Source organism: Sphingomonas alpina (genome assembly GCF_014490665.1).
GTDB lineage: Bacteria > Pseudomonadota > Alphaproteobacteria > Sphingomonadales > Sphingomonadaceae > Sphingomonas > Sphingomonas alpina.
Window position 1 is genome coordinate 41,970 of sequence record NZ_CP061038.1, and the last position, 26,456, is coordinate 68,425.

18 protein-coding genes, 1 tRNA gene and 1 pseudogene are annotated in these 26,456 nt (G+C 63.1%); 10 read left to right on the forward strand and 10 right to left on the reverse strand.

Annotated elements, in window-relative coordinates; all coding sequences use genetic code 11:
* Positions 1–26 precede the first annotated feature (26 nt).
* The 3 genes from H3Z74_RS00220 to H3Z74_RS00230 are packed head-to-tail and all read right to left on the reverse strand — an operon-like array spanning position 27 to position 1,464.
* The gene (locus H3Z74_RS00220) at positions 27–182 is read right to left on the reverse strand and encodes a hypothetical protein (RefSeq protein WP_187762038.1); all 156 of its coding nucleotides are present in this window, start codon (positions 180–182) and stop codon (positions 27–29) included.
* The gene (locus H3Z74_RS00225; protein ID WP_229726791.1) at positions 182–637 is read right to left on the reverse strand and encodes a DoxX family protein; all 456 of its coding nucleotides are present in this window, start codon (positions 635–637) and stop codon (positions 182–184) included. The genes H3Z74_RS00220 and H3Z74_RS00225 overlap by 1 nt, the downstream gene beginning before the upstream one ends.
* On the reverse strand, positions 622–1,464 hold the full coding sequence (locus H3Z74_RS00230; protein WP_187762039.1) for a DUF1134 domain-containing protein: 843 nt from the start codon (positions 1,462–1,464) through the stop codon (positions 622–624). Before H3Z74_RS00230 ends, H3Z74_RS00225 begins: the two co-directional genes overlap by 16 nt.
* Before the next feature lie 186 nt (positions 1,465–1,650).
* Between H3Z74_RS00230 and H3Z74_RS00235 the strand changes: the two genes are divergently transcribed.
* Positions 1,651–1,743: transfer RNA gene (locus H3Z74_RS00235), tRNA-Ser, on the forward strand.
* Between the two features lie 232 nt (positions 1,744–1,975).
* Here the strand turns inward: H3Z74_RS00235 and H3Z74_RS00240 are convergent.
* On the reverse strand, positions 1,976–2,371 hold the full coding sequence (locus H3Z74_RS00240; protein ID WP_187762040.1) for a hypothetical protein: 396 nt from the start codon (positions 2,369–2,371) through the stop codon (positions 1,976–1,978).
* A gap of 240 nt (positions 2,372–2,611) precedes the next feature.
* Between H3Z74_RS00240 and H3Z74_RS00245 the strand changes: the two genes are divergently transcribed.
* From H3Z74_RS00245 to H3Z74_RS00255, 3 genes are all read left to right on the forward strand, one after another.
* Positions 2,612–5,413 (forward strand): TonB-dependent receptor, encoded by a 2,802-nt coding sequence (locus H3Z74_RS00245; RefSeq protein WP_187762041.1) that lies wholly within the window; start codon positions 2,612–2,614, stop codon positions 5,411–5,413.
* Between the two features lie 125 nt (positions 5,414–5,538).
* On the forward strand, positions 5,539–6,105 hold the full coding sequence (locus H3Z74_RS00250; protein WP_187762042.1) for a hypothetical protein: 567 nt from the start codon (positions 5,539–5,541) through the stop codon (positions 6,103–6,105).
* Positions 6,089–6,631, forward strand: a complete 543-nt coding sequence (locus H3Z74_RS00255; RefSeq protein ID WP_187762043.1) for a hypothetical protein — start codon at positions 6,089–6,091, stop codon at positions 6,629–6,631. The genes H3Z74_RS00250 and H3Z74_RS00255 overlap by 17 nt, the downstream gene beginning before the upstream one ends.
* Before the next feature lie 138 nt (positions 6,632–6,769).
* On the opposite strand, the gene H3Z74_RS00260 is transcribed toward H3Z74_RS00255, so the two are convergent.
* The 3 genes from H3Z74_RS00260 to H3Z74_RS00270 are packed head-to-tail and all read right to left on the reverse strand — an operon-like array spanning position 6,770 to position 13,904.
* On the reverse strand, positions 6,770–8,659 hold the full coding sequence (locus H3Z74_RS00260) for an Svx/AvrXca family virulence/avirulence protein (protein ID WP_187762044.1): 1,890 nt from the start codon (positions 8,657–8,659) through the stop codon (positions 6,770–6,772).
* A 36-nt stretch (positions 8,660–8,695) separates the two neighbouring features.
* Positions 8,696–11,446: a DUF5695 domain-containing protein gene (locus H3Z74_RS00265; RefSeq protein WP_187762045.1), complete on the reverse strand. Its 2,751-nt coding sequence runs from the start codon at positions 11,444–11,446 to the stop codon at positions 8,696–8,698.
* A 7-nt stretch (positions 11,447–11,453) separates the two neighbouring features.
* Positions 11,454–13,904: a S9 family peptidase gene (locus tag H3Z74_RS00270; protein ID WP_187762046.1), complete on the reverse strand. Its 2,451-nt coding sequence runs from the start codon at positions 13,902–13,904 to the stop codon at positions 11,454–11,456.
* Positions 13,905–14,037: 133 nt separating this feature from the next.
* Here H3Z74_RS00270 and H3Z74_RS00275 point away from each other — a divergent pair, with 133 nt between their 5' ends.
* Positions 14,038–14,784, forward strand: coding sequence for a FadR/GntR family transcriptional regulator (locus H3Z74_RS00275; protein ID WP_187762047.1), 747 nt, complete (start codon positions 14,038–14,040; stop codon positions 14,782–14,784).
* 232 nt (positions 14,785–15,016) lie between these two features.
* Here the strand turns inward: H3Z74_RS00275 and H3Z74_RS00280 are convergent, their stop codons facing one another.
* Positions 15,017–16,816 carry an IlvD/Edd family dehydratase gene (locus H3Z74_RS00280; protein WP_187762048.1) on the reverse strand — a complete coding sequence of 600 codons (1,800 nt, stop codon included), beginning with the start codon at positions 16,814–16,816 and terminating at the stop codon, positions 15,017–15,019.
* Between the two features lie 30 nt (positions 16,817–16,846).
* Positions 16,847–18,004: an aldose epimerase family protein gene (locus H3Z74_RS00285; protein WP_187762049.1), complete on the reverse strand. Its 1,158-nt coding sequence runs from the start codon at positions 18,002–18,004 to the stop codon at positions 16,847–16,849.
* 97 nt (positions 18,005–18,101) lie between these two features.
* Here H3Z74_RS00285 and H3Z74_RS00290 point away from each other — a divergent pair, with 97 nt between their 5' ends.
* Positions 18,102–19,460 carry a sugar MFS transporter gene (locus tag H3Z74_RS00290; RefSeq protein ID WP_187762050.1) on the forward strand — a complete coding sequence of 453 codons (1,359 nt, stop codon included), beginning with the start codon at positions 18,102–18,104 and terminating at the stop codon, positions 19,458–19,460.
* Positions 19,461–19,631: 171 nt separating this feature from the next.
* Here the strand turns inward: H3Z74_RS00290 and H3Z74_RS24805 are convergent.
* Positions 19,632–20,345: pseudogene (locus H3Z74_RS24805) on the reverse strand (SMP-30/gluconolactonase/LRE family protein); the annotation flags it as partial.
* 94 nt (positions 20,346–20,439) lie between these two features.
* On the opposite strand from H3Z74_RS24805, the gene H3Z74_RS00300 reads away from it, so the two are divergent.
* Genes H3Z74_RS00300 through H3Z74_RS00315 form a run of 4 tightly spaced genes read left to right on the forward strand, consistent with a single transcriptional unit; the run spans position 20,440 to position 26,424 of the window.
* On the forward strand, positions 20,440–22,017 hold the full coding sequence (locus tag H3Z74_RS00300) for an aldehyde dehydrogenase (NADP(+)) (RefSeq protein ID WP_187762051.1): 1,578 nt from the start codon (positions 20,440–20,442) through the stop codon (positions 22,015–22,017).
* A 52-nt stretch (positions 22,018–22,069) separates the two neighbouring features.
* Positions 22,070–23,071, forward strand: a complete 1,002-nt coding sequence (gene araD1, locus H3Z74_RS00305; RefSeq protein ID WP_187762052.1) for an AraD1 family protein — start codon at positions 22,070–22,072, stop codon at positions 23,069–23,071.
* 1 nt (position 23,072) lies between these two features.
* Positions 23,073–23,996, forward strand: coding sequence for a Gfo/Idh/MocA family protein (locus H3Z74_RS00310; RefSeq protein ID WP_187762053.1), 924 nt, complete (start codon positions 23,073–23,075; stop codon positions 23,994–23,996).
* Between the two features lie 52 nt (positions 23,997–24,048).
* A complete protein-coding gene (locus H3Z74_RS00315; protein WP_187762054.1) occupies positions 24,049–26,424 on the forward strand; it encodes a glycoside hydrolase family 127 protein in 2,376 nt (791 codons plus the stop codon).
* Positions 26,425–26,456 lie beyond the last annotated feature (32 nt).

The following is a 26,456-nucleotide window of genomic DNA, read 5'->3' on the forward strand; positions in this document are numbered from 1 at the left end:
CGACTCTCGATCGAACAGCTTCCCGATCATTTCTTCTCGGTGAACCGCTTCACCTTGACCGGCAGGTCCTTGCCCTTGGTGCGGCGCGACGGGATCTGCACCGGGTTCTTTTTCTTCCACTGCGCCCATGTCATCGGGCCATCGGGCGTGTCGATGATGGTGTCGTCAATCGAATCGGTCATCAGTTCGGATACTCCCGCCGTCGGAACGGCCAATTTATCACTCGGCCGGCAAACAATGCCCACCAGATGATCACCGGTTGAAACGCCAGGCGCGGGATATGGTACCATAATCCAAGTGTCTTGCCGCCAATGGCGATGCCATCGACCGCATGCTTGATGTTGGCGGGGTAAACGCAGACTGCATAGGCGGCGAACATCGCACCGGCGATCCAGCGCAACCGCGTGGTGAGCAAAGCTAGTGCTCCAGCGATTTCGCACAGGCCAGTGATCATGACCGTCTGGCGCGGAAACGGCACCCATTCAGGGGTGATCGCCAGGAAAGTTTCGGGCGAGCGCAAATGCGCGATGCCGGCGATCAGGTAAGCAGCCGCGAGGAGCCAGCGGAGCAGGGTCCGGGTGCGCTCGGCACCCGGTGACAATGTGGTGGAGAAGCCCGCGGTTACAGCGGAAACCACTTCGATTTATGGCTGAACTTCATATAGCCGATATTGACGCCCTGGCGCCATCCGATGCCCAAGCGGATCGGAATGATGACGATATCACCGCGGCGCAGATAGGTTGCGGCAAGACCCCCAACGAAATAAAGTCGCCCCTCGCCGGCCGGAAAGCGCTTGTACAGGTCTTCCGAGTCATGAAGGTTGTAGACGAGTGCAAAGACCTTGTTGCCGTCGCCACCAAGGTCGAAGCCGACCGATGGTCCGGTCCAATAGATCTTCTGCTGTCCTTCGATCTTATGGAACAGCTCGCCCTTGCCGTAGCGCAGGCCGACAACGATCGCACCCGACGCTTCGCTGCCGGCGATATAGGCGTTAGGCTCGCCTTGTTCCTTCAACAGCTTCTCGAGCATTCCGGCAAGGCCCGACGTGCCCTTGCCGAAGGTGCTTTCGGCGGCGCGGAGCAATTCCTCACGTTTGAAGGTGGTCGCCGTCGCGGCCTCGGTTTCGGCATTGGCCCGGTTGGTATCCTGCGCCGGATCGGTCTGAGGCACATCCGACTGGGGCACGTTCGATGGAGACTGGTTCGACGGGTACTGACCCGATTGGTATTGGGAATTGGCCGGATACTGGCTGGGCTGGCTCAGATCGCCCGGCGGTCCATCGGGATAGGATTGCGTTTCGTCGAGCGGAACCGGCGCATCCTGGGTTTTCTGTGCAGGCGCGGATCTGGACAGGTCTGAATCGATCGCCTGATTGGGGTCGATCGTGCGTACTTGTGCAAACCCCGCGGGGCCGGTGCCGAGTACCAAGGTCGCAGCGAGGATCGTCGATATAAACTTGCGCATGGTTACTCCCCCGACGCGCCCAATCACAAAGCCTAGCGCGCTCTGGGATTGACCCGCAATGAACGCAGCGACGACCCGAGTCGATTTCGCGCCCAATGGCGGCGCAGACTCTTTCGCTTAATCTACCGATAGCGCTGTTGATCGACGCGCGACCCCTCGCTATAGCCGCCGCTTGCCGCCAGGTCTGGAGACGTGGGTGAGTGGCTGAAACCAGCGGTTTGCTAAACCGCCGTACCGGGTTTACTGGTACCGAGGGTTCGAATCCCTCCGTCTCCGCCAAAACATATTGAAATTGCTCTACTTTCGAGTTTTGGACGCGGTGTCCGAGCCTCCGCTTGGATTTTGAAGTGATTTCGGCGAGTTATTGCGACCGTTGTGGCCCTGTTGCGACAAACGAGGCCCGGGCCGGATCAGCAATCAGACGAATATATAAAATATACAGTTATCAACAGATCATGCGGTGTCGTGATAATAATCTCGACGGCTCTGTCCACGCCTTGAAGGCCGCGAATTAAGGCCTGTCGTACGGTACGAACTGACCGATGCGGCACGAAATGCTGGGAACTCTGGAATCGCGGTCCAAGGCCTGGAAGGTATCGTTGCGGCATAACCGTGAATCGGATGGCCTGATCACCAGCACCATGTCCTCCCGCAACGCGGGGCACGTGTTGCCGACATCCATCCGCCAGATTCTTTTGCCCGACTGGCGGTAGAGAATGGTGTGCATATCGACGATCATTGGGCCATCGACGCGCGACAGATCGATACAGTCAGTCGGTGTACCGGGTATCCGCCCGGCGAGCTCCTGTGACAGCCATGTGCCTTTCCTGCCCGCAACCGAACTCGTTGAGGCGCCACCGATCGCAAGCGCAACGAGAAGGAGAGTGGCGGATTTGGCGATAGTCATGACCTGATCCCTTCACGGATGATGATGGCGGAACGTCGAGGGTTGAACGGGGCGATGGCCACGAGGCTGGAATGCTGGCGTGGGCTGAAGTGCCGGTATGTGACAATCCGCTGACGTTTTGACGCATGAATCCTACCCCGCTTGCATCGTATTGGCTTTATTAGTATACGGTATATTGTAGGGCACAGAGGGGATACGAGGTGCCCACTACGGCGTCAACGGCCTGAGGGGTGGAAAAACATGAAGATCAAGACGTTCCTGAAGATCACGAGCGGCATGGGTGCGCTGATGATCGCGCTTGGCGCGACCGCCGCATCGGCCGAATCGCCCGGCGCGGACCCAGTCCCGAACGCCCTCGCTCCTGCTGTTCAGGACACGAGTATCGCCACGGACCAGGCGGCCGATGATACCGACATCATCGTCTATGGCATCCGCCAGAGCCTCTCCAAAGCAGCTGACAAGAAGAAGAACGCCAAGCAGATCGTCGATTCAATCGTGTCCGAAGACGTCGGCAAACTGCCCGACAACAATGTGCCCGAGGCGCTGTCACGCGTGACGGGTGTGCAGATCGACCGCGAACGCGGCCAGGGCCAGAACGTCACGATCCGCGGACAGGGTGGCGTACAGACGACGATCAATGGTAACAGCACCAGCCTGGGCGAAGCGCGCTCGATCAACCTTGCCGATATTCCGGCCGAACTGCTGAAGTCGGTTGATGTCTACAAGACCAGGACCGCCGATCAGGTCGAAGGCAGCATCTCCGGCACCGTCAACGTCGAACTGCGTCGTCCGCTCGACCTTAAAAAGGGCCTGACCGTCGCGGGTAGTGTGCGCGGCGTGTATGACGATATCTCGGAAAAGGTCAGCCCTTATGCCAGCTTGCTGGTTGGCGGACGCTGGGACACCGGCATCGGCGAGATCGGCGTGCTGTTCAACGGGTCGTACACACGCACCAACTATTTCGAGAATTATATCGAGAGCGAATCGCCCGATGTCGCGTGCTGCCGCGATTCGAATACCGGTGTTATCGACCCCAACTCGCCCTTGGCATCCGTTCCCGTTGCCTTGCGGGGCACGATCATCCCCTATCGGGCTTTTTACGGCCTGGAACGTGGCAATGTGAAGCGGCCGTCGCTGAACGCGGTGGTCCAGTGGCGTGCCAACGACCGGCTCGATTTCGTCCTGGAGGGCGGTTACATCGGCGCACGCGAGCAGCGGCAGATCGACCGCCTGTTCATTCAGGCACGCGAATATGGTTCCACGCTGAGCAATATCGTCGTCGGTCAAGACGGCCGCACCGCACAACAGGTGACGATCAACAATCCGAATGGTGTGCCGGCCGGTGTGGATTCGATCTACAACACGTTCCGCTCGAACCTCTACACCACCAATTTCGAGGCACACTGGCGCGGCGACCGCGCCCAGATCAACGCCAGTGCGCAATATAACTGGAGCAACGACGGTTATTATTTCGTCGAACAGATATTGCGTTTCCGCAACCAGACATCGGCGACGGTCAACTTCAATTCGGACCAAGTTCCCGGTGGAGCGCCCTCGATCAGCTTCGGCAATACGGACCTGTCCAATATCGCCAATTATGGCGTCGATCGTTTCCAGGACAACAAAGGCCAATCGACCAACAAGGAATTTGCCGGTCAGGTCGATCTGACACTGCAGCTGAGCGACGCGAGCCTGTTGCGCTCGCTGCAAACCGGTTTCCGCTACTCGACCCGCAACAGCGATCGCTCCTATGGCTATCGCGATGGCCTTCCACGCGTGGCCGGTGCATTGGCACCACTGTCGGCTTTCCCTGGCGGCGGCCAGGCATCATTGGTTTCCCCGCAGATCGATGGCGTGACCAGCCCGCAATGGTTCCAGATCCCCGGGGCCGTACTGCTCGACAATATCGAGGCTATCCGCACCTATATTCAGCAGACCGATCCCGGTAACGCCGCGCGCTTTGCGAGTGAATTCCCCTCGCAGGATCGTGGGCAGACCTTCAAGACCAACGAGAACACGTTCGCCGCTTATGCCCAGATCAACTATGCGTTCAAGCTAGGCTTCCCGATCGACGGCGTGGCTGGCGTTCGCTACACCAACACCTACGGATCGGTGAACAGTTTCGACTATCGTCCCGGGGACGCCAGCAACGGCTTCCAGGACATCGTGCAGGCAGCGACCGGTCGCGGGAATTACACCGACATCCTGCCGAGCATCAACGCGATCGTGCATTTCACGCCGAAGGTGCAGTTGCGTCTCGCCTACACGCAGAACGTGCAGCGTCCAGGCTTTTATGATCTGCGCCCGTTCGCCTTTGTGGAAACACGCGCCACCCCGCCGATCGTGTTTGCCGGCAACCCTGATCTCAAAGCGCAACGCGGCACCAATTGGGATGCGTCGCTGGAATATTATTTCGGACGCGCGGGATCGATCACGCTGGCCGGCTATATAAAGACTGCAAGCGGCTATCTCTATTACAGCCGTGAAGAAGAGGCGGATCTCTCGCGCTTCGGCTTGCCCGGGCAGTCCGGTTTCGTCGAACAGCAGCGCAATGCCGGTAAAGGTACGTTCAAGGGGATCGAGGCGAGCGCTCAGAGTTTCTTCGATTTCCTTCCGGGTTTCTGGCGCAACTTCGGCGCCAGCGCCAACTTCACCTATCTGGCGAAAGCGCGCGTCGAATATCCGTATCCGGAAGATTTTCCCGGCGCGTTCGACTTCCCAGGCACCTCGAAGTACACGGTAAACGCAGCACTTTATTATGATACGCCGACCTTCAGCACGCGCATCGCATACAATTACCGGTCGAGCTATCGCCTCGGTATCTTCGTCGATAACCCGGAATATTCGCCTTACAACGGTAATACCTCACGGCTGGATGCGGCGGTCAACTTCACGCCGGTCAAGTTCATGACGTTGTCGCTGGAGGGCACCAACCTGCTCGGTGACGATAACAGGCGATATTTCGGACAGCAGAATCTGCTGCCGCTTGGGGTTCGTTTCCAGGCACGCACGCTCCAGGCCAGCGCCCGTTTCCGCTTTTAGTGTTTCACGGTCGCATATGCATTCCGATCTCCCCCTTATGCGACACCAACCTCCAGGGTCGCGGCTCACGCCGCGGCCCCTTTTTTGGGGGCGGGCAACGACAAGGCCTTGATGAGGAGACGCATATGAAGATTCCGGTATGGGCGCTTGTCGTCGCGGCCGCCTTCGTCACCGCGCCCGCCGCCGCGAAGGACCTGACCGTAAAGGTCGATGCGCGCGCGATGCCGTGGCGTGTTGGGGTCAATCCCAAGATGCCGTTCGGGCGGGGTGACGGCAAAGGGCCAGCGATCGTCATGGGCATGAATCTGCTGTCCGGCACCAAGGTGCGCTTCAGGGCGACGGGAAGCACCGACACGATCATCGGGGGCGAGAAGTTCGGCCCGTCGGGTCAGGCCGCTTATGTGACCGATGCCAATACCGGCGGGTCGGGCAGCTTCTTTCCCAGCCGCTACATTCCGGCAACGCAATACCCGTTGCGGCTCAATCAACTGGTCGGCAGCTTCATCAACGCCGATGGTGGCATCATCGGTACGCCGTTTGCGATCGGCGAGAGCGCAGAGGTCGAGATTCCCGAAGGCGCGGCGGCGATCGCGCTGGGTATCAACGACGATATCTTTTCCGACAATAGCGGCGCGCTGGATGTCGTGGTCAGTTATGCCGAAGGGAGTGTGTCCGTTGAAGATCCCAAATAGCATTCTCGCCACGCTTGCCCTTGCCGGCCTGATCGCGCCGGCTGCTGCCTGGGGCCGGCAGGTGGTCGTGCAGGTCGATGCGAAATCCGGACCCTGGCTGCCCAAGGCGAACAAGAAGATGCCGTTCGGTCGCGACGCCGGTGCGCCTTTGGTCGTGCCGGGCATTCCCGACGTGTCGGGTAAGGTGTCGATCTATGCCGAGGGCACGACCATTTCCGCCGGTAACGGTGCGGTCGATGCGAAGGGCGTGGAGAGCAAGGCGGTCGACGATACCAAGGGGCCGGGCGGCAAAGTCTATCCCAGCCTGTACACGCCCAAGATCCTCTATCCCGCCAATCTCCATGCGCTCGTTGCGGTGTTCGTCGACGACAAGGGCGTGCTGGTCGGGCGGCCTTTTATCGTCGGCGAAGGCGTTCGCGTGCCGATCCCCGAGGGCGCCAAGGCGCTTTCGCTCGGCTTCAACGATGTAAGCTTCGCCGGCAACAGTGGGTCGCTGAAGGTCATCGTCGAGATGCCCGACGACTGAAGCGAAGAGGTGCTGAACCTTCGAAAATCGCGGTTCGCGCTTCGATGCTTGTGGGATGGTCGCGGTCCTTTAATCCTCCCCGGCACGTGGAGGATCAAGCGGATTTCAAGCAATGTCGGTGTGCTCCGTTCTTTCCTGTCAGGGGCGCCACGTATAGGCCGGTGTCGCCGTCACTTCCGGCGCAGGCGCGGTCAGCGCCGATCCACGCTTCGGATCGGTTGCCGCCGCCTGATCGACAAAGCCGTAATAGAAGCCGCCTGCGAAGGATGCGCCGCGCTGTTCCACATCGCCGATATTGCCTGCGGTGCCGGACAGGGTGATGTTGTTCTCATATTCGCCAAGACCCAGGAATGTCGTGAAGGCGCGGGCATCGTCGCGCACCACGGTGTTCTTGCGCAGCACGGTCAGGTTGCCGACCCGGGCATTGCCCAGCACCTGTGCCTGATCGGCGACCACCGCATGATCCTCGATCCGCGCGTTACCGGACACGGTGCCCGACAGGACGCGTGCATAGGGCCCGACATAGGCGCTCGCCGCGACGGTCGCGCCCGCCGCGACCCAGCCGCCGCCATTGGCGTGTTTGTGGCCGCCGGCGAGGATCACCGCGCCGGGCTGATAGTTTTGCGGCATCGCGCCGGTGAACTGCACCATCCAGGGATAGCGATAGACCGAATACCAGGGCTGGTCCCAGCGCACTTTCTGCATCGCGGTGGGGGTCGCGATGACGACCAGGAACAAGCCGGTATCGCCGGACTGGACCGCGATGCTCGCCTGCCCGTCGCTGCCGCGCTGCATCGCGCTATAGCGCGCCTTGCCGTCCGCACCGACTGCGACTAGGCCGTAGCGCCAGCCGGAATCGGGTGCGGGGATCGGGTTCGGCTCATCGGCCAGGCCGGGCAGGGTGGCGGTAGCCGATGCGGCCTGGACCACGCCGCGGAAATCGACCGTGACGGTCGACGCGCCTGAATCGGGATAGAGCTTGACGATGTTATAACCCCAGCGCTGCGGCGCCCAGGCCGAGGGCACCGCGAAGCGCCGGTTGGCGAGATCGATCGGATCGAGCACCGTCGCCGCCAGGATGCTGCTGTCGGTCGTCTGATCATAGCTGCCGTAATTGGCGCGGTACACCACACCCTGATCGCTGCCGTCGGGATTGATGTAATCCCAGTTGGCATTGCGCATCGCCCATTCGCCGAACCGGTCGTTCAGTTGCTCGATCGTCCAGCCCTGATTGGCCATCAGCACCGACAGGGGATCGGCGGTTTTTTGTGCCGCATCGCCCGCCTTGGGCGCCTTGTTCCAGATATCGTTGATCGCGGCGTAGCCGTAGCGGTCCTTGATATATTCGAGGAACTGCCAGTTGCAGTAACGCGTGCGCGTCGACCCGTAATAGAGATGCGGATATTGCTTGAGGAAGATCGAGCAATGCGTGTTGCTGCGGAATTCCGGCAGCTGCGTGGTCATCCAGTTGGCATGGCTCTCGAACAGCCAGCCGGTATAGGGCGAATCCTGCAGCCCGCCGGTCATCGTCTGCAGCGCATGAGTGAATTCGTGCGCCAGTCCGAAATGGTCGGCCAGCGCGCCCGGGCCGATCCACATGCCGGGATTGCCGTTGCCATCGGCACCGCCGGTCAGGCCATAGCTTGGCACGATCGCGATATTGACCTTGTGCTTGGTCGCCGAGCCGCAGAACGGCGCGCGGAAGCCGATCGTGTCGATGAAATATTTCCAGGTATATTCCAGCTGCACCCCCGCCGCATCGGCCATCGGCTGGGCGACGTCGTTGTTGTTCCAGCGGAACGCGAAATGCTCCGTCTCGTAGCGGATCGGTGGTTGTGCATCGGACGTCGCCACCGCCGTATAGGCACCGGGGACGCACGCCCCGGCCGAAGGCGTCGGCGTTGGTGCCGGTGTGGCCGTGGGTGTCGGCGCTGGCGCCGGCGTGGTGGTGACTCCGCCACCGCTGCTGCCGCCACACGCCGTGAGAACCACCGCAAGCGCGGGGATCAGTCGCATCGTCCTGTTCATGCCACGTGCCTTCAATATCCGGGGAGATGCGAAAAATCAGTTCGCCTTGAGCGTCACTCTGGTCGGTTGCGCAGAAAGCGGGATGGTCCGGCCACCGCGTTCCTCGACACCCTGATCGGTTGCGTAGCGGCGCGCGCCGGCGACGGTCGTTTCGACGAACAGGCGCGCGGCCGGTGTCGCAGCGTCGGCGGGATCGAGCGTCAGTGTGATCGCCCCGGTCTTCACATCATAGGACGCCGCAGCGATCTTGCCGGATTCGAGCGTCAGCCACACGCCTGCCGGCGCGACGAACAGGCGCGTGCGCGCGCCATCCTTTGGCGCGATGGAGATCGTACCGGCGTTTTGCGAGACATTGCCGCCGAAGCCGAGCCAGCCGAACGTCGGATCCTTGACCAGATAGGTCGCCGCGGTCAGCGCATGGCCATAGAAACCCATGCCGTAATCGCCGGTATAGGGATCCCATTTCAGCATGTCGGGCGCGGAATGGAACGCGGCGGACGAGAAGCCGGTCTGATCGATATTGGTGATGCCGCCCATCATGCCGCCATAAGCGACGCGCAGCAGGTGGAAATCGGCCGGGTTCTGGCGATAGGCATCGAACAGCGGCACCGCGTTCAGCGTCGATCCGTAGTGATGGATCTGCCGCTCGATGCGCGGGAACTTGCCGCCATAGAGGAAGTCCCAATAGCGCCGCGCATTGCCGTTATAGCCCCAGTGCGGGATGGTCGGATCATAAGCGAGGATCACTTCGCGCGTGACATCGGCTTGGGGCTGATATCCGAAATAGCGCATCCAGGCATAGACTTCGGCCTGGCCGGTCGAATCCCACGGCATCTCGCTGCCGAAGGGATATTGCAGCGTCTTCCAATGATCGGCGCGGCCCTTCATCAGCCGTTCCATCTCGGCCGCCTCGGCCGTCAGGCCTTCGCGTTTCAAATCCTTCAGGATGTCGACGAACACGTCGCCCTCCATCAGCCCGAACTCGGCATAATAAGGCGCGTCGCGCATCATCGCGACGGTCGTCTTGTACGCATGGTCGAGATACCAGCGCCAGGTCTGGGTCTTGACCAGGCCGGGATGGTTGCGCGCCAGCCGGTACAGCACCCAATGGCCGATCGCGACATGCGGATAATTATAGGCGCGGCCGAGATCGCCGGCGTCTTTCTTCGACCAGGATGTCCAGCTCTTCCAATTGACCGACTTGTCGTAATAATCGGGGAATTCGGCCGGGTCGTAATAGAAGATGCTCTTCCGCACTGCGCCCGCGTGCGGGCCGTCGGCGACCTGCAGCTTGCCCACGACGGTTTCGTTGACCAGCCGTTCGAGCTTGGCGACTTCGCCCGCGTCGGGATTGTCGAGCTGCTTCATCATCGCCGCGACCCACGCGCCGCCGCCGCCTTCGTCGCTCATACCCGCGATCCACACACGGGGTTCCTGCGTGACGATCTTGCCGGCGTCGCGGTCATAGGTGAGGATCGCGGGCGCGCGCTTGAACGGGTCGTTCTTGTCGTCGAACCATTGTTTGGTGGTCGAGAAGCGGCCGATATCGGCCATCGTCTGGTCGAGCGGCTTGGTGACGAAATAACTCACCGTCTGCACGCTGCCATCGGCGTAGGTGATCGACAGGCGTGCACGGCCGAAATCGCGACCGCGGATCGTATAGCGGCGCCAGCCCTTGACCGAACCCGCGGCGGTCGCGGTCAGCGCACCCGCCGGCCAGCTCTCCACCTTGCTCACCGCTTGCGCGCTATTGAGGAACAGGCTCGCTTCCTGATCGGTCGGCACGACATAGCCGGGAATGCCGACCGCGACCGGGCGCTTGTTGGCGGTCAGCGTGGTTTCGATCGCGCGGATCGACGGCGACTGGACGAAACGCACGCCGACGGTGCGGCTCGCGCCGGGCGCCAGAGTGAAGCTGGTCGGCGCGTTCCACTGTTCATTGGCGTCCTTCCACTCCTTCTCGGCGAAACCCTTGCTCGCCACGGTCCAGTCGTAAAATCCTTCCGAGGTCTGGCCGCGATCGCTCTTGTCGGTGAAGATGTCGCCTTTGGGCGCATGACGGTCCTGCAGGATCGGACGATAGGCCTCGAGCGGGGTGCCGCGTTCGGGCACGACGAGCAGCGCGGGGCCCTTGCCGTTCAAGCGGGTGACCTGAAGATATCCCGCGTCGCGGCCGATATAGGGATCGACGAAGCTCGCCTGAGTGTGCGCCTGTTCCAGGCTGCGCTCGGTGATGATGTTGTCGAACACCATCGGCATGCCAAGCCCGCCGACCTCGATCGCGCTGGCCGATCGGTTGACCAGCGTGAAACGCAGCGCCAGTACGCCGCCGACATTGACCCAGCGGCGTTCGACCGTGATCGGCACCCCGCCCATCGAGGCGGTGATGTCGGCGGCGGCGATCGTCCCGGCGGTGGCCGGTAGCGTGCGGATCGGCTTGCGCGCGCGCTGCGAGGCATAGTCCTGCCACTCGCCGCCGGCCGAGCGCAGTCGCAGATGCAGATCGCCGAGATGGACATAACCATCGCCTTGGCGCTCCGCCTCTCGGCCGCCGGGGACATAATCGAAGCCGGCCTCGGCCGCCGGCGACAGCCGTGCCAGCGTACCCGTGTCGCTGCGCAGCGCGATGCGAAAGGCGCCGACCGAGAAGGGCTGAGTCGCGATCGGCTTGTAAACCGGTTTCGGTTTCGCCTGTTCCTGCGCGGCGATCGCGGAGGTGACCAGCCCGGTGGCAGTGACGCTCGCCAGGACCAGCGCGGCGGCGGAGAGAAGTCTGGAGTTGGACATGATCATCTCACTGGATCGAGCTGCTGGGGGTCGAAGTGCTGGCATCGGCCGGAACGGGCGTCAGCGGCAGCAGCGCCGGCGGCGCCTCATCGAGCAGGTTGCGGGTGAAATAGTCGCGCAGCTTGCGCCAGAAGAATGGCTGGGCGACGCGGTGCGTGGTGTTGGGCAGGATCACCAGGTCGACATCGCGTTTCGCCTGGATCAGCGCATTGGCGAGCCGGAAGCTTTCGGTCACGGGCACATTATCGTCGATATCGCCATGGATCAGCAGCAACTTGCCTTGCAGATTGGCGGCGACCGACATGTTGGAGTTGCGCTCCCATGTCGCGACATCGGCAATACCCATCGACACTTCCGGCCACCATGCCTTGTCGAGCCGCAAATCGTGATTGCCCGACGAGGATACCGCGACCTTGAAGAAGGTGGGGCGGCGCAGGATGAAGCGCGCGGCGTCATAACCGCCCGCCGATCCGCCATAGACGCCGACGCGGGTTGTATCGATATAGGGATAGCGTGCCGCCATCTGGCGGATCATCGTGATATGGTCGTCGATCCCGACCTCGCCGAGATTCTGATAGGCGGGCAGACGGAAAGCCTGGCCGCGCCGCGACGTGCCGCGCCCGTCGATCATCACGACGATCGCGCCCAATTGCGCGACGCTGTTGGCGTTGGCCGACACGGTTTCGTCCCAGCTGGTCGGCACCTGAGTGGTGGTCGGGCCGGTATAAACGCTGTCGATCACCGGATAGCGTCGCGCAGGATCGAACCGGGCGGGGCGATAGATCATGCCATAGATCGGTGTCGTGCCATCCGCCGCCACGCCCTTGAACAATTCGGGCGCGGTATAGCCGCTGGCGATCAGCGCGGTCGGATCGGCACGGCCCAGTTCGCGGATGATGCGTCCGTCATTGGTGTCGCGCACCACCGTACGGGTCGGTATGGTCGGGCTCGACATCGCGTCGATCGCGAAGCGGCCGTCGGGCGACACGCTGATCTCATGCTCGAGCGGTTCCGGGGTCAGCAGGACTGGCGCGCTGCCATCCATCGTCACGCGGTACAGCGCACGCCAATAGGGATTGCGATCACGCTCGCGTCCGACACCGGTGAGCAGGATCGAGCGGCGCTGTGCATCGACATGCTCGATCGACAGTACTTCCCAATCGCCACGTGTGAGCGGAGCGCCGCCATCGGGCGCATCGGGCGTGACCAGATAAAGCTGCGCCCAGCCGGACCGCTCCGACACGGCAAGCTCGCCGCCCAGTTCGGGCGCGGGCTGGATGAAGCTGGAGGTGACGGTGACGATCGGTTTTGCCGCTTCGCGCGCGGTGACCGTGGCCGCGCCGGTTTTTGGGTCGATGGTGTAGACGACCTGCTGTCCGTAACCGCGCTCGGTCCACATCAGCCGGCCCTTGTCGCCCGACCAGCCCATATCGGGTTCGGCCGGGTAAAGCAGCGCTTCGGACGGTACGGCGATGGGCACGATCTTCGCCTTACGTTTCTTCAGCGCCCGCTCGACATCGATGATCAGTCGATCGGCCATGGGCAGCTTTTCCGCGCCGGCGAGCGGATAGATATAGCTGAAGCTGCGCGGGTAGAAACTGCCCGGCGGGTTTTCCTGCGTCATCGACAGTTTCGCGACGCCGCGTGTGTCGAGCCGCCAGGTCATGATTTGCCGGCTGTCCGGCGACCAGCGCACCGACACCGGCATGACCGGATCCTCCGTCCCTTGTTTCAGGATGTCGGGCAATTGCGGGATGCTGCGGCCATAGGGCTGCTCGCGCGTGCCGTCCCTGGTCAGCGCGGTTTCGCGGCCGCTTTTGACGTCGACCGCGAACAGGTTGAAATTGCGCGCGACGATGCGGAAACGGCCATCGGGCGACAGGCCGGTCTCGCCATCGGAGTCGCCGGTCGCCGCTTCGCTCAGCGCTCCGTTGGCATCGAGTGCCCAGCGCTTGTCGAATGCGCCGAATTTCAGCACGCCGCTGCCCGGGTCGAATTCGGGCTTTTCGATGTTGAGCGTCGCAGCGGTCACTGGTTTTGCTGCCGCCTTGCCGAGCAGATCCGCCAGCACGGTCTCGGTAACGATCGTGCGGGACGCGCCTGTGACGAGGTCGAGATAGTCGATCTGGCGCGCCGCCGCCGAACCGCCGCGATAGATCACGCCCTTGCTGTCGGCGACGAAGCGCGCCTGAAGGTCGCGATTGCCGATCAGCGTGTTGAGATTGGCGCCGAGATAATCGTCAGCTTTCTGATAACGCGCGACGATCGACGGCGGTGCGGCAGGCTGTACATGTGCAGCGAGCGGCGCGGGCTGTGCGACGCCGGGGGCTGCGCACAGCATCAGACAGGTTGCGAGGGTCAATTGCGCAAAAGGGTGCCGCATCATCAACGCCGCTTGGCCGGTCTTGCCGATCGGTGGGACCAGGCTTCGAAAATGCGAAAATTTCTGCTGTTTCACCATCCACCCCTTTCGGCGGCGTTACACCAGTCGAATATGTTCGCGTCAAGAATATTATACGATATATGATCAGACTACAGGCCCTGGCTTTACCGACGCGCTCCACTACAAGGCTTGGATAGAGAGGGCAGCGATGAACGATTATGTCTCGGACCAGAAATTCAGGCTCCTCCCGGCGGGAGGGCGTAGCGGACGACGCATGCATGGATCACTGGCGCAGCAGCTGGCCGTCCAGATCCTGAAAGGCGAATTGCCCGAGGGGCATCTTTTCCCCGGCGAGATCGAATTCAGCGAACAGCTCGGCATCTCGCGGTCCGCATTGCGCGAAGCCTTTCGCATCCTAGCCGCCAAGGGACTGGTCGACAGTCGCCCCAAGGCGGGCACGCGGGTCAAGATGCGACGCCAATGGAGCCTGCTCGATCCCGACCTGCTCGCCTGGCAATTCGAAGCGGAGCCGACCCTGCAGTTTCTGCGCGACCTGTTCGAATTGCGCATGATGATCGAGCCGGCGGCGGCGGCGATCGCGGCCGAGCGCCGCACCGACGCGCAGGTCGCCGACATGGACGAAGCGTTGCAGGTCATGGGCCAGCACGGCCTGACCACCGAAGTCGGACGCCTTGCCGATCAGCGTTTCCACACCGTGATGCTCGAGGCGACACGCAACGAAGCCGTGATCGCGCTGGCCAGCACGATCATGGCGGCGATCGCCTGGACGACGATCTTCAAGCAGCGCAACGGCGTATTGCCGCGTGACCCCATGCCCGAGCATCGCGCGCTGCACGACGCTATCGCGCAAGGCAGTGCCACCGCGGCCGAAGCCGCGATGCGCGAACTGGTCCAGCTCGCGCTCGTCGACACCGAGATATCGATGCGCGAGTGAGCAGGGTTAGGAGCTAGGGCCGATCACTTTCAGGGGTTTGCCGGGTCTCGCATCGGCTTTGGCGCGTCGCCAGCCCCCAAGCCGTCACCCCGGACTGGTTCCGGCGTCCACGGTGCCGCACGCTCTGCGCTTCGAGGCCCTTGCGGTTGAAGCCGCCCAGTGGACCCCGGCACAAGGCCGGGGTGACGGCTGGGAGAGGAAAGCGCACGCCAACCGCTGATCGCGAGTGACTCTAGTGGTTGTCGCGCGGGAGCCCGGCGGTTTGCGCGATGCGCTGATATTTCTCGGCGCCCTCCAGGATAGCGCCGGTTTCCATCTGCCCGACGGTCGCGCGCTGCATCTCCTGCCACGGCGTCTGGGACGCCGGGAAGGCATAACCGCCCGCTTCGGTCAGCGCGCGGCGGCGCTCGGCGAGTTCGGCATCGTCGATCAGCACATTGGCCGTTCCTTTCCCGAGGTCGATGCGCACCCTGTCGCCGGTGCGGATCAGCGCCAGCCCGCCCATCGCCGCCGCCTCGGGCGACGCGTTGAGGATCGACGGGCTTCCGCTCGTGCCGGATTGCCGGCCATCGCCGATACAGGGCAGGGCGTGAATGCCTTCACGGATCAGATAGGCCGGCGGGCGCATGTTCACGACTTCGGCCGCGCCGGGATAGCCGATCGGCCCCGCGCCGCGCATGAACAACAAGGTGCGGTCGGTGATGCCCAGCGCCGGGTCATCGATACGATGGTGATAATCCTCCGGACCATCGAACACGACCGCCGGACCCTCGAACGCCTCCGGATCGGCCGGGTCGCTGAGATAGCGTTCGCGGAATTCGGGGCTGATCACGCTGGTTTTCATGATCGCGGAATCGAACAGATTGCCGCGCAGCACGACAAAGCCGGCATCTTGCTTGAGCGGCGTCGCGAAGGGACGGATGACGCGCTCGTCCTCGATCGTGGCGTCGCGGCAATTGTCGCCGATCGTCTTGCCATTGGCGGTGATCGCATCCTCATGGATCAGTCCCTGGCGCATCAGTTCGGCGACCACCGCGGGGACGCCGCCGGCGTGATAATAATCCTCGCCGAGATACTCGCCGGCAGGCTGAAGATTGACCATCAGCGGCACCTGGTGGCCATGCTTCTGCCAGTCATCGATATGCAGTTCGACACCCATGTGACGCGCGATAGCGTTCAGATGGATCGGCGCATTGGTCGATCCGCCGATCGCCGAATTGACCACGATTGCATTGAGGAACGCGTCGCGGGTCAGGATGTCGCTCGGTTTCAGGTCTTCGGCAACCATGTCGACGATGCGCTTGCCGGTGTAATAGGCGACTTCCTGCCGGTCGCGATACGGTGCGGGGATCGCGGCCGACCCGGGCAGCTGCATGCCGAGCGCCTCAGCCAGGCTGTTCATCGTCGTCGCCGTGCCCATCGTGTTGCAGTAACCGGTCGACGGCGCCGAGGACGCGACCAGCTTGATGAAGCCCGCATCGTCGATTTCGCCGGTGGCGAGCAGCTCGCGCGCTTTCCAAACGATCGTGCCCGATCCGGTGCGTTCGCCCTTGTGCCAGCCGTTGAGCATCGGCCCGACCGACAAGGCGATCGCCGGAATGTTGACCGTCGCCGCCGCCATCAGACAGGCTGGCGTGGTCTTGTCGCAACCGATCGTCAGCACCACGCCGTCGAGCGGATAACCGTACAAGATCTCGACCAGCCCGATATAAGCGAGGTTGCGATCAAGCCCTGCGGTCGGCCGTTTGCCGGTTTCCTGAATGGGATGAACCGGGAATTCCAGCGGAATGCCGCCCGCTTCGCGAATGCCGTCACGCAAGCGCTCCGCCAGCACCAGATGATGGCGGTTGCACGGGCTCAGGTCGGACCCGGTCTGTGCGATGCCGATGATCGGCTTGCCCGAGCGCAATTCCTCCAGGCTGAGACCGAAGTTCAGATAGCGCTCGAGATACAGCGCGGTCATGTCGATATTGGCCGGATTGTCGAACCAGGCGCGCGACCGAAGTTTCGGGGTAGCGGACGAATTGGGCATTATGGACTGACTTTCCTGAACTTCGAAGGATCAACGCGCGGTGGTGAGGCGATAGATCATGCGATGATGATAGGGCTTGCCTGGGTCGACGCGCGGCGAATCGAAGCTTGACTGGTTGGGCGAGTCGGGAAACTTTTGCGGCTCCATCGCGATGCCGTCGCCCATGCGATAGACATGGCCCGATTTGCCGACGAGCGTTCCGTCGAGGAAATTGCCGGTATAGACCTGCAAGCCCGGCTCGGTGCTCCACACCTCCAGAATGCGACCCGATGCCGGATCGCTCAGTCGCCCGGCGAGCTTGGGTTGCGGGGTCAATCCAGCGTCGATCGCGAAATTATGATCATAGCCGCGCCCGGCGACGATCTGCGGATCGCGGCCGTCGCGCAGGCCGTCGGACACGTTCCGGCCACGCCGGAAATCGAACACCGTGCCCGCCACCGGTTTCAACTCGCCGGTTGGGATCAGCTTGTCGTCGACCGGGGTATAATGGGTCGCCGGCATGGTCAGCCGATGATCGAGGATGCCGCGCGCCGATCCTTCGCCGGCAAGGTCGAAGATCGCATGATTGGTCATATTGACCACCGTCGCCTTGTCGGTCGTGGCGTCGAAATCGATCGTCAGCGCGCCCTTGTCGTCAAGCGCATAGGTCACCGTGACGTTGAGCGTGCCGGGATAACCCTGGTCGCCATCGGGGCTGGTCAGCGCCAGCGTCACGCTCGCGCTCGGCCCTTGCTTGACCGACACGATGCGCCACAATTGCTTGTCGAAGCCGACCGCGCCGCCATGCAGCGAATTGCTCTTGTCGTTCTGGCTGAGCTTATAGGTCTTGCCGTCGAGCGTGAAACGGGCGCCGGCGATGCGGTTGGCGTAACGGCCGACGGTCACGCCGAAATAATTGGGTTTGTCGACATAGCTGGCCAGATCGTCATAGCCGAGCACGACATCGGCGACCTTGCCCGCCTTGTCCGGGCCCTTCAGCGATTGCAGCGTCGCGCCGTAAGCGATGATCCGCGCGCTGACGCCCTTGGCGTTGGACAGCGTGACCGCCTCGACCACCGTACCGTTCTTCATCGTGCCGAATGCCGTGCGCTGCGCGGTCGCGGCCAGTGCCGACGATGCCAGTAGCGATGCGGCAATGCCACCGAACAGGGCGATACCCGACCTGACTTTCCAATTGTTCGGTTGCATGTTCCACTCCCAGATTGACCTTCTATTCATCCGTATATACTCAGACAATAAGTTTAAGGAAAGCCGGTTCATCGGCTAAGTTCGGGAAGGGACGGGAATGGCGCTAATTCCAGACACGGGAGCGGCACGCGGTAGCGATGATCTGCGCGGCACAGCGCAAGGGGCGACGTCCTACACCTCGGCGCTCACGTTGCTTGCCAGCCTGTTCTTCATGTGGGGGTTCATCACCGTCATCAACGGCACGTTGCTGCCGCATCTTCGTAGCGTGTTCGAGCTATCCTACACCCAGACCACATTGATCGAATCCGTGTGGTTCATCGCTTATTTCTTCGCATCCATTCCCTCCGCCATGCTGATCGAACGAGTCGGCTATCAGCGGTCGATGGTCATCGGCCTGGGCATGATGTCGGCCGGTGCGCTGCTCATGGTGCCTTCCGCGCGGCTGCCATCCTATGAACTCACCTTGTTCGCGCTCTTCGTGATCGCCAGCGGCATCACGTTGCTTCAGGTTGCGGCCAACCCCTATGTCGCGGTTGTCGGCAAGCCGGAAACCGCGTCGTCGCGGCTCAACCTGGTGCAGGCATTCAATTCGGCCGGGGCGACCCTGGCGCCACTATTTGGTGGTTATCTCATTCTCGGTCGTACGACGTCGGGCACGGCGGTGGCGGGTGCTGCGGCACTGACGCCGGCGGAGCGGCTGGCGGACGCGCAATCCGTGGTGCTCCCGTATCTGATCGTTGCCGGCGTGCTTGCGCTGCTCGCGTTCGTCATTGCGCGCTTTCCGCTGCCCGCGATGGGGGTGGCGACGCAGCGCGCCGTCAAAACCGATCGGGCAGACCAGCCGCTGTCATACCGGCTTAGGAACCATGGACTGTGGAACCACCGCAACCTTGTGTTCGGGGTCCCCGCGATCTTCATCTACCTGATCGCCGAGATTGGTGTCGGCAATCTGTTCATCAATTTTGTCTCGCAGCCGGAGATCGGCAACCTCACTCATCAGCAGGCGTCGAATTATCTTTTCCTGTTGTGGGGGGGGATGATGATCGGACGGCTGGTCGGTGCCTTTGTCATGCAAAAGATGGACGCTGGCCACGCGCTGGCCGTCGCCAGCGTCGGTGCCACGATCGTGATGCTGATCGCTGCCTTCACGACCGGGCATGTCGCGATGTGGGCGCTGATTTCGGTCGGCCTGTTCCATTCGATCATGTTCCCGACCATCTTCACCCTGGGCATTCGCGGTCTTGGCCCGCTGACCGAGGAGGGATCCGGGCTGCTGATCATGGCGATCGCCGGCGGCGCGCTGGTGATCGTGCAGGGCAAGCTCGCCGATGAGTATGGCCTGCAGGCGTCCTTCCTGCTGACCGCGGCGTGCGAGCTCTATGTCCTGTTCTACGCGCTCTGGGGTTCGAAGCCCGTGATCAGCGGCAAACCGGTCGTGCCGCCGCCCGCTAGCTGATTGATCAGCGCCCGCCGAAGATGGCGGGCGCGACACCCTCACGCCGGGATCGAGTGACAATAGCCCGCCCGCCATCGGCTGCGCGGCGAGCGCGGCGGCATCGAGGCCGACCGTCGCGCTGGTCACGAACATCCGGTCGAGCGCCGGGCCGCCGAATACCGGGCAGGTCGGCCGCTGAACCGGCAAGCGGATTTCGGCGACGATGGCGCCGGCCGGCGACAGGCGACGCACGCACCAGCCGTCCCAAAATGCGATCCACAGATGGCCATCCGCATCGACGGTCATGCCATCGGGATAGCCCTGATCGGGGGCGAATTGCGCGAAGAGTTGTTCGTCGACCATGTTGCCGGCTTCGTCGAGCATCACCCGGGTAACGCGCTGCGCCGCCGAATCGGTGCGATACATGGTGTCGGGCGACGCAAAGGCCGGGCCGTTGGGCACCATGATGCCGTTGCGGACCGCCACCGGCGCCGCGCTCGGATCGAGCCGATACAGCACGCCCGACGCGCTCTCCTCCGCATCGTCCATCGTGCCCGCCCAGAAGCGCCCCGCCGGATCGACCTTGCCGTCGTTGAAGCGATTGCCCGCCGGCTCGTCGATCCGTCCGATCACCGTAGCGATCGAGACATGCAGCGTCGGCTCGTCGACAGCGAGTCGCACGAAACCCGGATCGCCACAGCCGACCAGTCCGCCCTGCGCATCCAGGCCAAGCGCGGTGAGCCGGAAGCCAAGCGGTTGAACGTCATTCGCGCCGCTGATCACATCGTGGCGGTGCAGCGCGCGGCCTTTGATATCGACCCACCAGATCAGGTGGCGCGAGGCATCCCATAACGGCCCCTCGCCAAGGATGGCTCGCACATCGGCAACGCAGTCGACCCTTGTCATTCAATCACCTATCGCTTGATTTATGCCGTCGCATCCGGCAAACGCCCGGGCATGGCAATATAGTATACTGTCAGACTTAAGGACGGAAGAGTTTATGGATATCACCGGCGCGATTCTCATCGGTTCGGGCGAGCGGACCGCGAGCGAAACCTTCGACGGTGTCGATCCGGCGACGGGCGCGACTCTCGCGCCGCCCATCTCGCAAGCGGGACTGGATGATGTCGCCGCGGCGTGCACCCTCGCAGAAGCAGCGTTTCCCGTCTTCAGCGAACTCGCGCTTGAGCAACGCGCCGCCTTTCTTGAAACGATCGCCGACCGTATCGCAGCGATCGGCGACGATTTGATCGTGCGTGCAATGGCCGAGAGCGGCTTGCCGCGTGCCCGGCTCGAAGGCGAGCGCGGCCGCACCATCGGGCAGCTCAAGCTGTTCGCCGGTGTCGTCCGCCAGGGTGACTGGCTGGATGTGACGATCGACCCGGCACTGCCCGATCGCGCACCGCTGCCGCGGCCTGATCTGCGGCGGCGCAATGTCGCGCTCGGCCCGGTTGCGGTGTTCGGCGCCTCGAACTTCCCGCTGGCCTTTTCGGTTGCCGGTGGCGACACCGCGTCCGCGCTTGCCGCAGGGTGCCCGGTCGTGGTCAAGGGCCATCCAGCGCATCCCGGCACTGGCGAACTGGTCGCGCGCGCGGTGCGTGAAGCGGTCACTGCCTGTGGTCTGCCCGAGGGCGTCTTCTCCTATCTGCCGGGCACGAGCAACGATCTGGGCGGCGCGCTCGTCGCCGATCCGCGGATCAAGGCGGTCGGTTTCACCGGGTCGCGCGGCGGTGGTCTGGCGCTGGTGCGCATTGCCGCCGGCCGTGACGAGCCGATCCCGGTCTATGCCGAAATGTCGAGCATCAACCCGGTGGTCCTGTTTCCCGGCGCGGCGAAATCGCGCGGCGCGGCACTGGGCACGGCATTCGTTCAGTCGCTGACCATGGGTGCGGGGCAATTCTGCACCAATCCCGGTCTGGTCATCGCAGTCGACGGGCCGGGACTGGACGCGTTCGTCGAGGCCGCCAAGGCTGCGCTCTCGACCAGTCCCGCGCATCTGATGCTGACACCCGGTATCCATACGAGCTTCGAACAGGGCGTCGAGGCGCTTGCCGCGCACGCGTCGGTCGAAACGCTGGCGCGCGGGCTGGTCGGCGAGGGCGTCAATCAGGCGCAGGGCGCATTCTTTTCGACCACCGCGGAGAAGTTCCTGGCCGACAAGGCGCTTGGCCATGAAGTATTCGGATCGTCGTCGATCCTGATCCGCGCCAAGGACATGGCGGAGGTCGCCAAGCTGGTGCGCGGTCTCGAAGGTCAGCTGACCGCGACCTTGTTGTTCGACGCCGAAGACGAGGCCGCGGTTGCGCCGCTGGTGCCGTTGCTCGCCGCGCGCGCGGGTCGCATCCTGGCCAATGGCTGGCCGACCGGTGTCGAAGTCAGTCATGCGATGGTTCATGGCGGCCCCTATCCGGCGACCAGCGACAGCCGCACCACATCGGTCGGTAGCCTGGCGATCGAGCGCTTCCTGCGCCCGGTCTGCTATCAGGGTCTGCCCGATGCCTTGCTGCCCGACGCGCTGCGTTCGGCAAATCCGTGGCAGGTGGCGCGGCGGGTCGACGGTATCGTCGAGCGCGGCTGAGCCTCGTTCAGAGAAAAAATGCGCCCGATCAACAAGGGCGGAGAGGGATAGAATGGCGAAATCACTGATCCAGTTCCGCGACGCCGACGGCACGCGCGGCGTGGCGCTGCTTGATGATGATAGTGTCGCGCGCGTCGTGCCGGGCGTCGCGACGACGCTCGACCTGGCATTGCGGGCGCTGGCGGCTGGCCAGTCGCTTGCCGCTGCCGCGAGCCAGGCGCTCGCTGACGCCGCTGGGCACGCAGGCGAAGCGATCGATCTCGCTTCGGTCACATTGCTCGCGCCGATCGATCATCCCGATACTGCGCATCTGCTGCTTACCGGCACCGGGTTGACGCATCTCGGTTCGGCCGAGGGCCGTGACAAGATGCACCGTGCGATCAACGATGCGGCGCAACAGACCGATTCGATGAAGATGTTCCTGATGGGGGTCGAAGGCGGCAAGCCGACCGATGGCCAGGTCGGTGCACAGCCTGAATGGTTCTATAAGGGCGATGGCATGTCGCTGATCGCCCCCGGCGCGCCATTGCCGTCACCCGATTTCGCGCTCGACGCAGGCGAGGAGCCGGAATTGGCCGGCATCTATCTGATCGATCAAGACGGTACGCCGGTTCGGCTGGGCTATGCGCTGGCCAATGAATTTTCCGATCATGTGACGGAACGCGGCAATTATCTCTGGCTCGCCCATTCGAAACTGCGCCCGGCCGCACTCGGGCCGGAATTGTTGCTCGGCGACCTGCCGGAGCATGTCGAGGGCACCAGCCGCATCGTTCGCGATGGCGAGACGATGTGGGAAAAGCCGTTCCTGTCGGGCGCGGCGAACATGTCGCACAGCTTCGCCAATCTCGAACATCATCACTTCAAATATGCCGGCTTTCGTCGTCCCGGCGACGTGCATGTCCATTTCTTCGGCACGGCCACCCTGTCGTTCAGCGATGAGGTCCGCACGCGTCAGGGCGATGTGTTCGAGATCGAGGCCGCGCCATTCCGCTTGCCGGTGCGCAACCCGATCGGCGCCGCGCCCGCGCTTACCGCAACGGTGCGGGCGCTCTGAGATGGCAATTCGGATTGCCGTAGTCGGTCTGGGTAAGATCGCGCACGACCAGCATTTGCCGGCGATCGCCGCGTCGCGCGATTTCGAACTGGTCGCGGCGGCGAGCCTCGAAGGCACCACGCCCGGCGTGCCGGTGTTCCGCACGATCGACGAGTTGCTCGCCTCCGGCATCGCGATCGATGCGGTGGCGATGTGCCAGCCGCCCCAGGCGCGCTACGAAGCGGCGCTGAAGGCGATCCGCGCGGGCAAGCATGTGCTGCTGGAAAAGCCGCCGGGCGCGACGCTGGCCGAATGTGAGGGGCTGGTCCGCCTTGCCGAGGACACGGGCACGACATTGTTCGCCGCCTGGCACTCGCGTTACGCGCCCGGTGTCGCGCAGGCCAAGGCATGGCTTGCCGAGCGCAAGATCGTGTCGGCGGAGATCGTGTGGAAAGAAGATGTCCGGCGCTGGCATCCCGGCCAGCAATGGATCTGGCAGCCCGGCGGGCTTGGCGTGTTCGATCCCGGGATCAACGCGCTGTCGATCGCGACCGCAATCATCCCGCAGCATATCGTCCTGCTCGACGGAGAGCTGGAAATGCCGGCCAATCGCGCCGCGCCGATCGCCGCGCGGCTCCAACTGGTCGACATGGACGGCGCGCCGATTTCCGCGGTGTTCGACTGGCGCCAGACCGGGCCGCAAAGCTGGGATATCTTCGTCGATACGGCGGACGGCCGGCTCGAACTGACTCAGGGCGGCAGTAAACTCCGAATCGCGGGCGAGGAGCGGGCGCTCGCGCCCGAGGCGGAATATGGCGATATGTATGCCCATTTCGCGGATTTGGTGCGCGCCGGCGAAAGCGATACCGACCGCAGTCCCTTGCGCCTGGTAGCCGATGCCTTCTTACGTTCCAGACAACACCAGACTGATGCCTTCATCGATTGACGTCCGATTGTATCGGCGTTAATCGTATACGGTATTTTGTAGGAGTTGAACAATGGTGCGCACCAGCCGTCGCGAATTGATGTTCGGTGTTGCGGCTCTCGCCCTGACAGCAGCGCCGGGTCGTTTGTTCGCCGCGACGTCGACGATCCTGCCGAAAACCGCCAAGCCCCTGCCGCTGTCCGCGGTGCGGTTGCGGCCATCCGATTTCGCCACCGCGGTGGAGGCCAATCGCGTCTATCTGCTGCGGCTCAGCGCCGACCGGCTGCTGCACAATTTCCGCAAATATGCCGGGCTGGAACCCAAAGCGCCGATCTATGGCGGCTGGGAAAGCGACACGATCGCCGGACATTCGCTTGGCCATTACATGACCGCGCTGGTCCTGACCCATGAACAGACCGGCGATGCCGAGATGCGCCGGCGCGCCGACTATATCGTCGATGAACTGGCCGAGGTGCAGGCGAAGCGCGGCACCGGTTATGTCGGCGCGCTCGGACGCAAGCGCAAGGACGGCACGATCGTCGATGGGGAGGAGATATTCCCCGAAGTGATGAAGGGCGAGATCAAATCCGGTGGGTTCGATCTCAACGGTTCCTGGTCGCCACTCTATACCGTGCACAAGATCTTCGCCGGCCTGCTCGACGTGCACCGCTCATGGGGCAATCCGAAGGCACTGACCGTGCTCAAGGGACTTGGCGGCTATTTCGAACGCGTCTTCGCCGCGCTTGACGACAAGCAGATGCAGGAATTGCTGAGCTGCGAATATGGCGGCCTGAACGAAAGCTATGCCGAGCTTTACGCGCGGACCAACGACAAAAGCTGGCTGGTCGTGGCTGAACGCATCTATGACAATCGTGTGCTCGATCCGCTCGTCGCGCAACAGGACAAGCTGGCCAATTTCCACGCCAATACTCAGGTGCCCAAGCTGATCGGCCTCGCGCGCCTGCACGAGCTGACCGGAAAGCCGTCGCAGGCGACCGCCGCGCGTTATTTCTGGGACCGGGTGACGCAGCATCACAGCTATGTGATCGGCGGCAATGCCGACCGTGAATATTTCTCCGAACCGGACTCGATCGCCGCGCACATCACCGAACAGACCTGCGAGCATTGCAATACCTACAACATGCTCAAGCTGACGCAGAAACTGTACAGCTGGCAGCCGGACGGCGCGTTTTTCGACTATTATGAGCGTGCGCACCTCAATCATGTGATGGCGGCGCAGAACCCGAAGACCGCCGGCTTCACTTATATGACGCCGCTGATGACCGGGTCCGAGCGAGGCTATTCGACCAAGGATGACGACGCCTTTTGGTGCTGTGTCGGGTCGGGCATGGAAAGCCATGCCAAGCATGGCGAAGCGGTGTTGTGGGAAGGCGAGGGCGCGTTGCTCGTCAACCTCTACATCCCGGTCGAGGCGACATGGAAAGCGCGCGGCGCGCAGCTTACGCTTGACACGCGCTATCCGTTCGAGCCGGAATCGCGGCTGACGATCACCAGGCTGGCGCGTCCGGGCAGCTTCCCGATCGCGTTGCGTATTCCCGGCTGGGCAGCCGGAAAGGCGGTGGTCACGGTCAATGGCGCAATGGTGAAACCGGTCGTCGAGGGCGGTTATGCGATCGTCAAGCGCCGCTGGAAAGCGGGCGACAGCGTCGCGGTCACGCTGCCGCTCGATCTGCGCATCGAAGCGACGCCGGGCAATGCCGATGTCGTGGCGATCCTGCGCGGTCCGCTGGTGCTCGCCGCCGATCTCGGCCCGACCGCCACGCCATGGAGCGAGGCCGATCCTGCGCTGGTCGGTGCGGACCTGCTCGCTGGCTTCACCGCAAAGGCGCCGGTTGACGCGGTCTATGCGACCAACGGCATCGTCCGCCCCGGCAATCTCGATTTCGTGCCATTTTATCGTCAGTATGAACGGCGCAGCGCAGTCTATTTCAAGCGTTTCAGCGAAGGCGCATGGAAGGTCGAGGAAGCGGCGTTCCTTGCCGACCAGGCACGACTGAAGGACATCGCCGCGCGCTCCGTGGATACGATGTTCCTCGGCGAGATGCAGCCCGAACGCGACCATAACCTGGTTTCCGAGCAATCCTATCCGGTCAGCTATCGCGGTCGTAACGGCCGCGACGCGCGGTCCGGCGGGTTCTTCGAATTCACCTTGAAGACCAAGCCCGGGCCATTGATCCTGCAGGCGACCTATTGGGGCGACGAGCGCAAGCGCGATTTCGATATCCTGATCGACAATGTGAAAGTCGCGACGCAGCATCTCGAAAATGATCGTCCGGGCAAGTTCATGGACGTCGAATATCCGCTGGCCGAGGCGTTGACCGCGAAGAAGGACAAGGTGCGTGTCCGGTTCGTGCCGCATGACCGCAGCACCGCCGGCCCGGTCTTCGGCGTGCGACTCTATACCGCCAAGCCCGCGCCAAAGGCGTGAACGCCACGAGCCAGGACGCTGCATCGGCGGGA

What these genes read in the sequence shown, in the direction of transcription:
- H3Z74_RS00300 (WP_187762051.1), top strand. Translation starts at nt 20,440, where the DNA reads ATGGATATCACCGGCGCGATTCTCATCGGTTCGGGCGAGCGGACCGCG.
- H3Z74_RS00285 (WP_187762049.1), bottom strand. Translation starts at nt 18,004, where the DNA reads ATGCAACCGAACAATTGGAAAGTCAGGTCGGGTATCGCCCTGTTCGGT.
- H3Z74_RS00250 (WP_187762042.1), top strand. Translation starts at nt 5,539, where the DNA reads ATGAAGATTCCGGTATGGGCGCTTGTCGTCGCGGCCGCCTTCGTCACC.
- H3Z74_RS00275 (WP_187762047.1), top strand. Translation starts at nt 14,038, where the DNA reads ATGAACGATTATGTCTCGGACCAGAAATTCAGGCTCCTCCCGGCGGGA.
- H3Z74_RS00290 (WP_187762050.1), top strand. Translation starts at nt 18,102, where the DNA reads ATGGCGCTAATTCCAGACACGGGAGCGGCACGCGGTAGCGATGATCTG.
- H3Z74_RS00260 (WP_187762044.1), bottom strand. Translation starts at nt 8,659, where the DNA reads ATGAACAGGACGATGCGACTGATCCCCGCGCTTGCGGTGGTTCTCACG.
- H3Z74_RS00265 (WP_187762045.1), bottom strand. Translation starts at nt 11,446, where the DNA reads ATGTCCAACTCCAGACTTCTCTCCGCCGCCGCGCTGGTCCTGGCGAGC.
- H3Z74_RS00230 (WP_187762039.1), bottom strand. Translation starts at nt 1,464, where the DNA reads ATGCGCAAGTTTATATCGACGATCCTCGCTGCGACCTTGGTACTCGGC.
- H3Z74_RS00315 (WP_187762054.1), top strand. Translation starts at nt 24,049, where the DNA reads ATGGTGCGCACCAGCCGTCGCGAATTGATGTTCGGTGTTGCGGCTCTC.
- H3Z74_RS00240 (WP_187762040.1), bottom strand. Translation starts at nt 2,371, where the DNA reads ATGACTATCGCCAAATCCGCCACTCTCCTTCTCGTTGCGCTTGCGATC.
- H3Z74_RS00310 (WP_187762053.1), top strand. Translation starts at nt 23,073, where the DNA reads ATGGCAATTCGGATTGCCGTAGTCGGTCTGGGTAAGATCGCGCACGAC.
- araD1 (WP_187762052.1), top strand. Translation starts at nt 22,070, where the DNA reads ATGGCGAAATCACTGATCCAGTTCCGCGACGCCGACGGCACGCGCGGC.
- H3Z74_RS00245 (WP_187762041.1), top strand. Translation starts at nt 2,612, where the DNA reads ATGAAGATCAAGACGTTCCTGAAGATCACGAGCGGCATGGGTGCGCTG.
- H3Z74_RS00280 (WP_187762048.1), bottom strand. Translation starts at nt 16,816, where the DNA reads ATGCCCAATTCGTCCGCTACCCCGAAACTTCGGTCGCGCGCCTGGTTC.
- H3Z74_RS00220 (WP_187762038.1), bottom strand. Translation starts at nt 182, where the DNA reads ATGACCGATTCGATTGACGACACCATCATCGACACGCCCGATGGCCCG.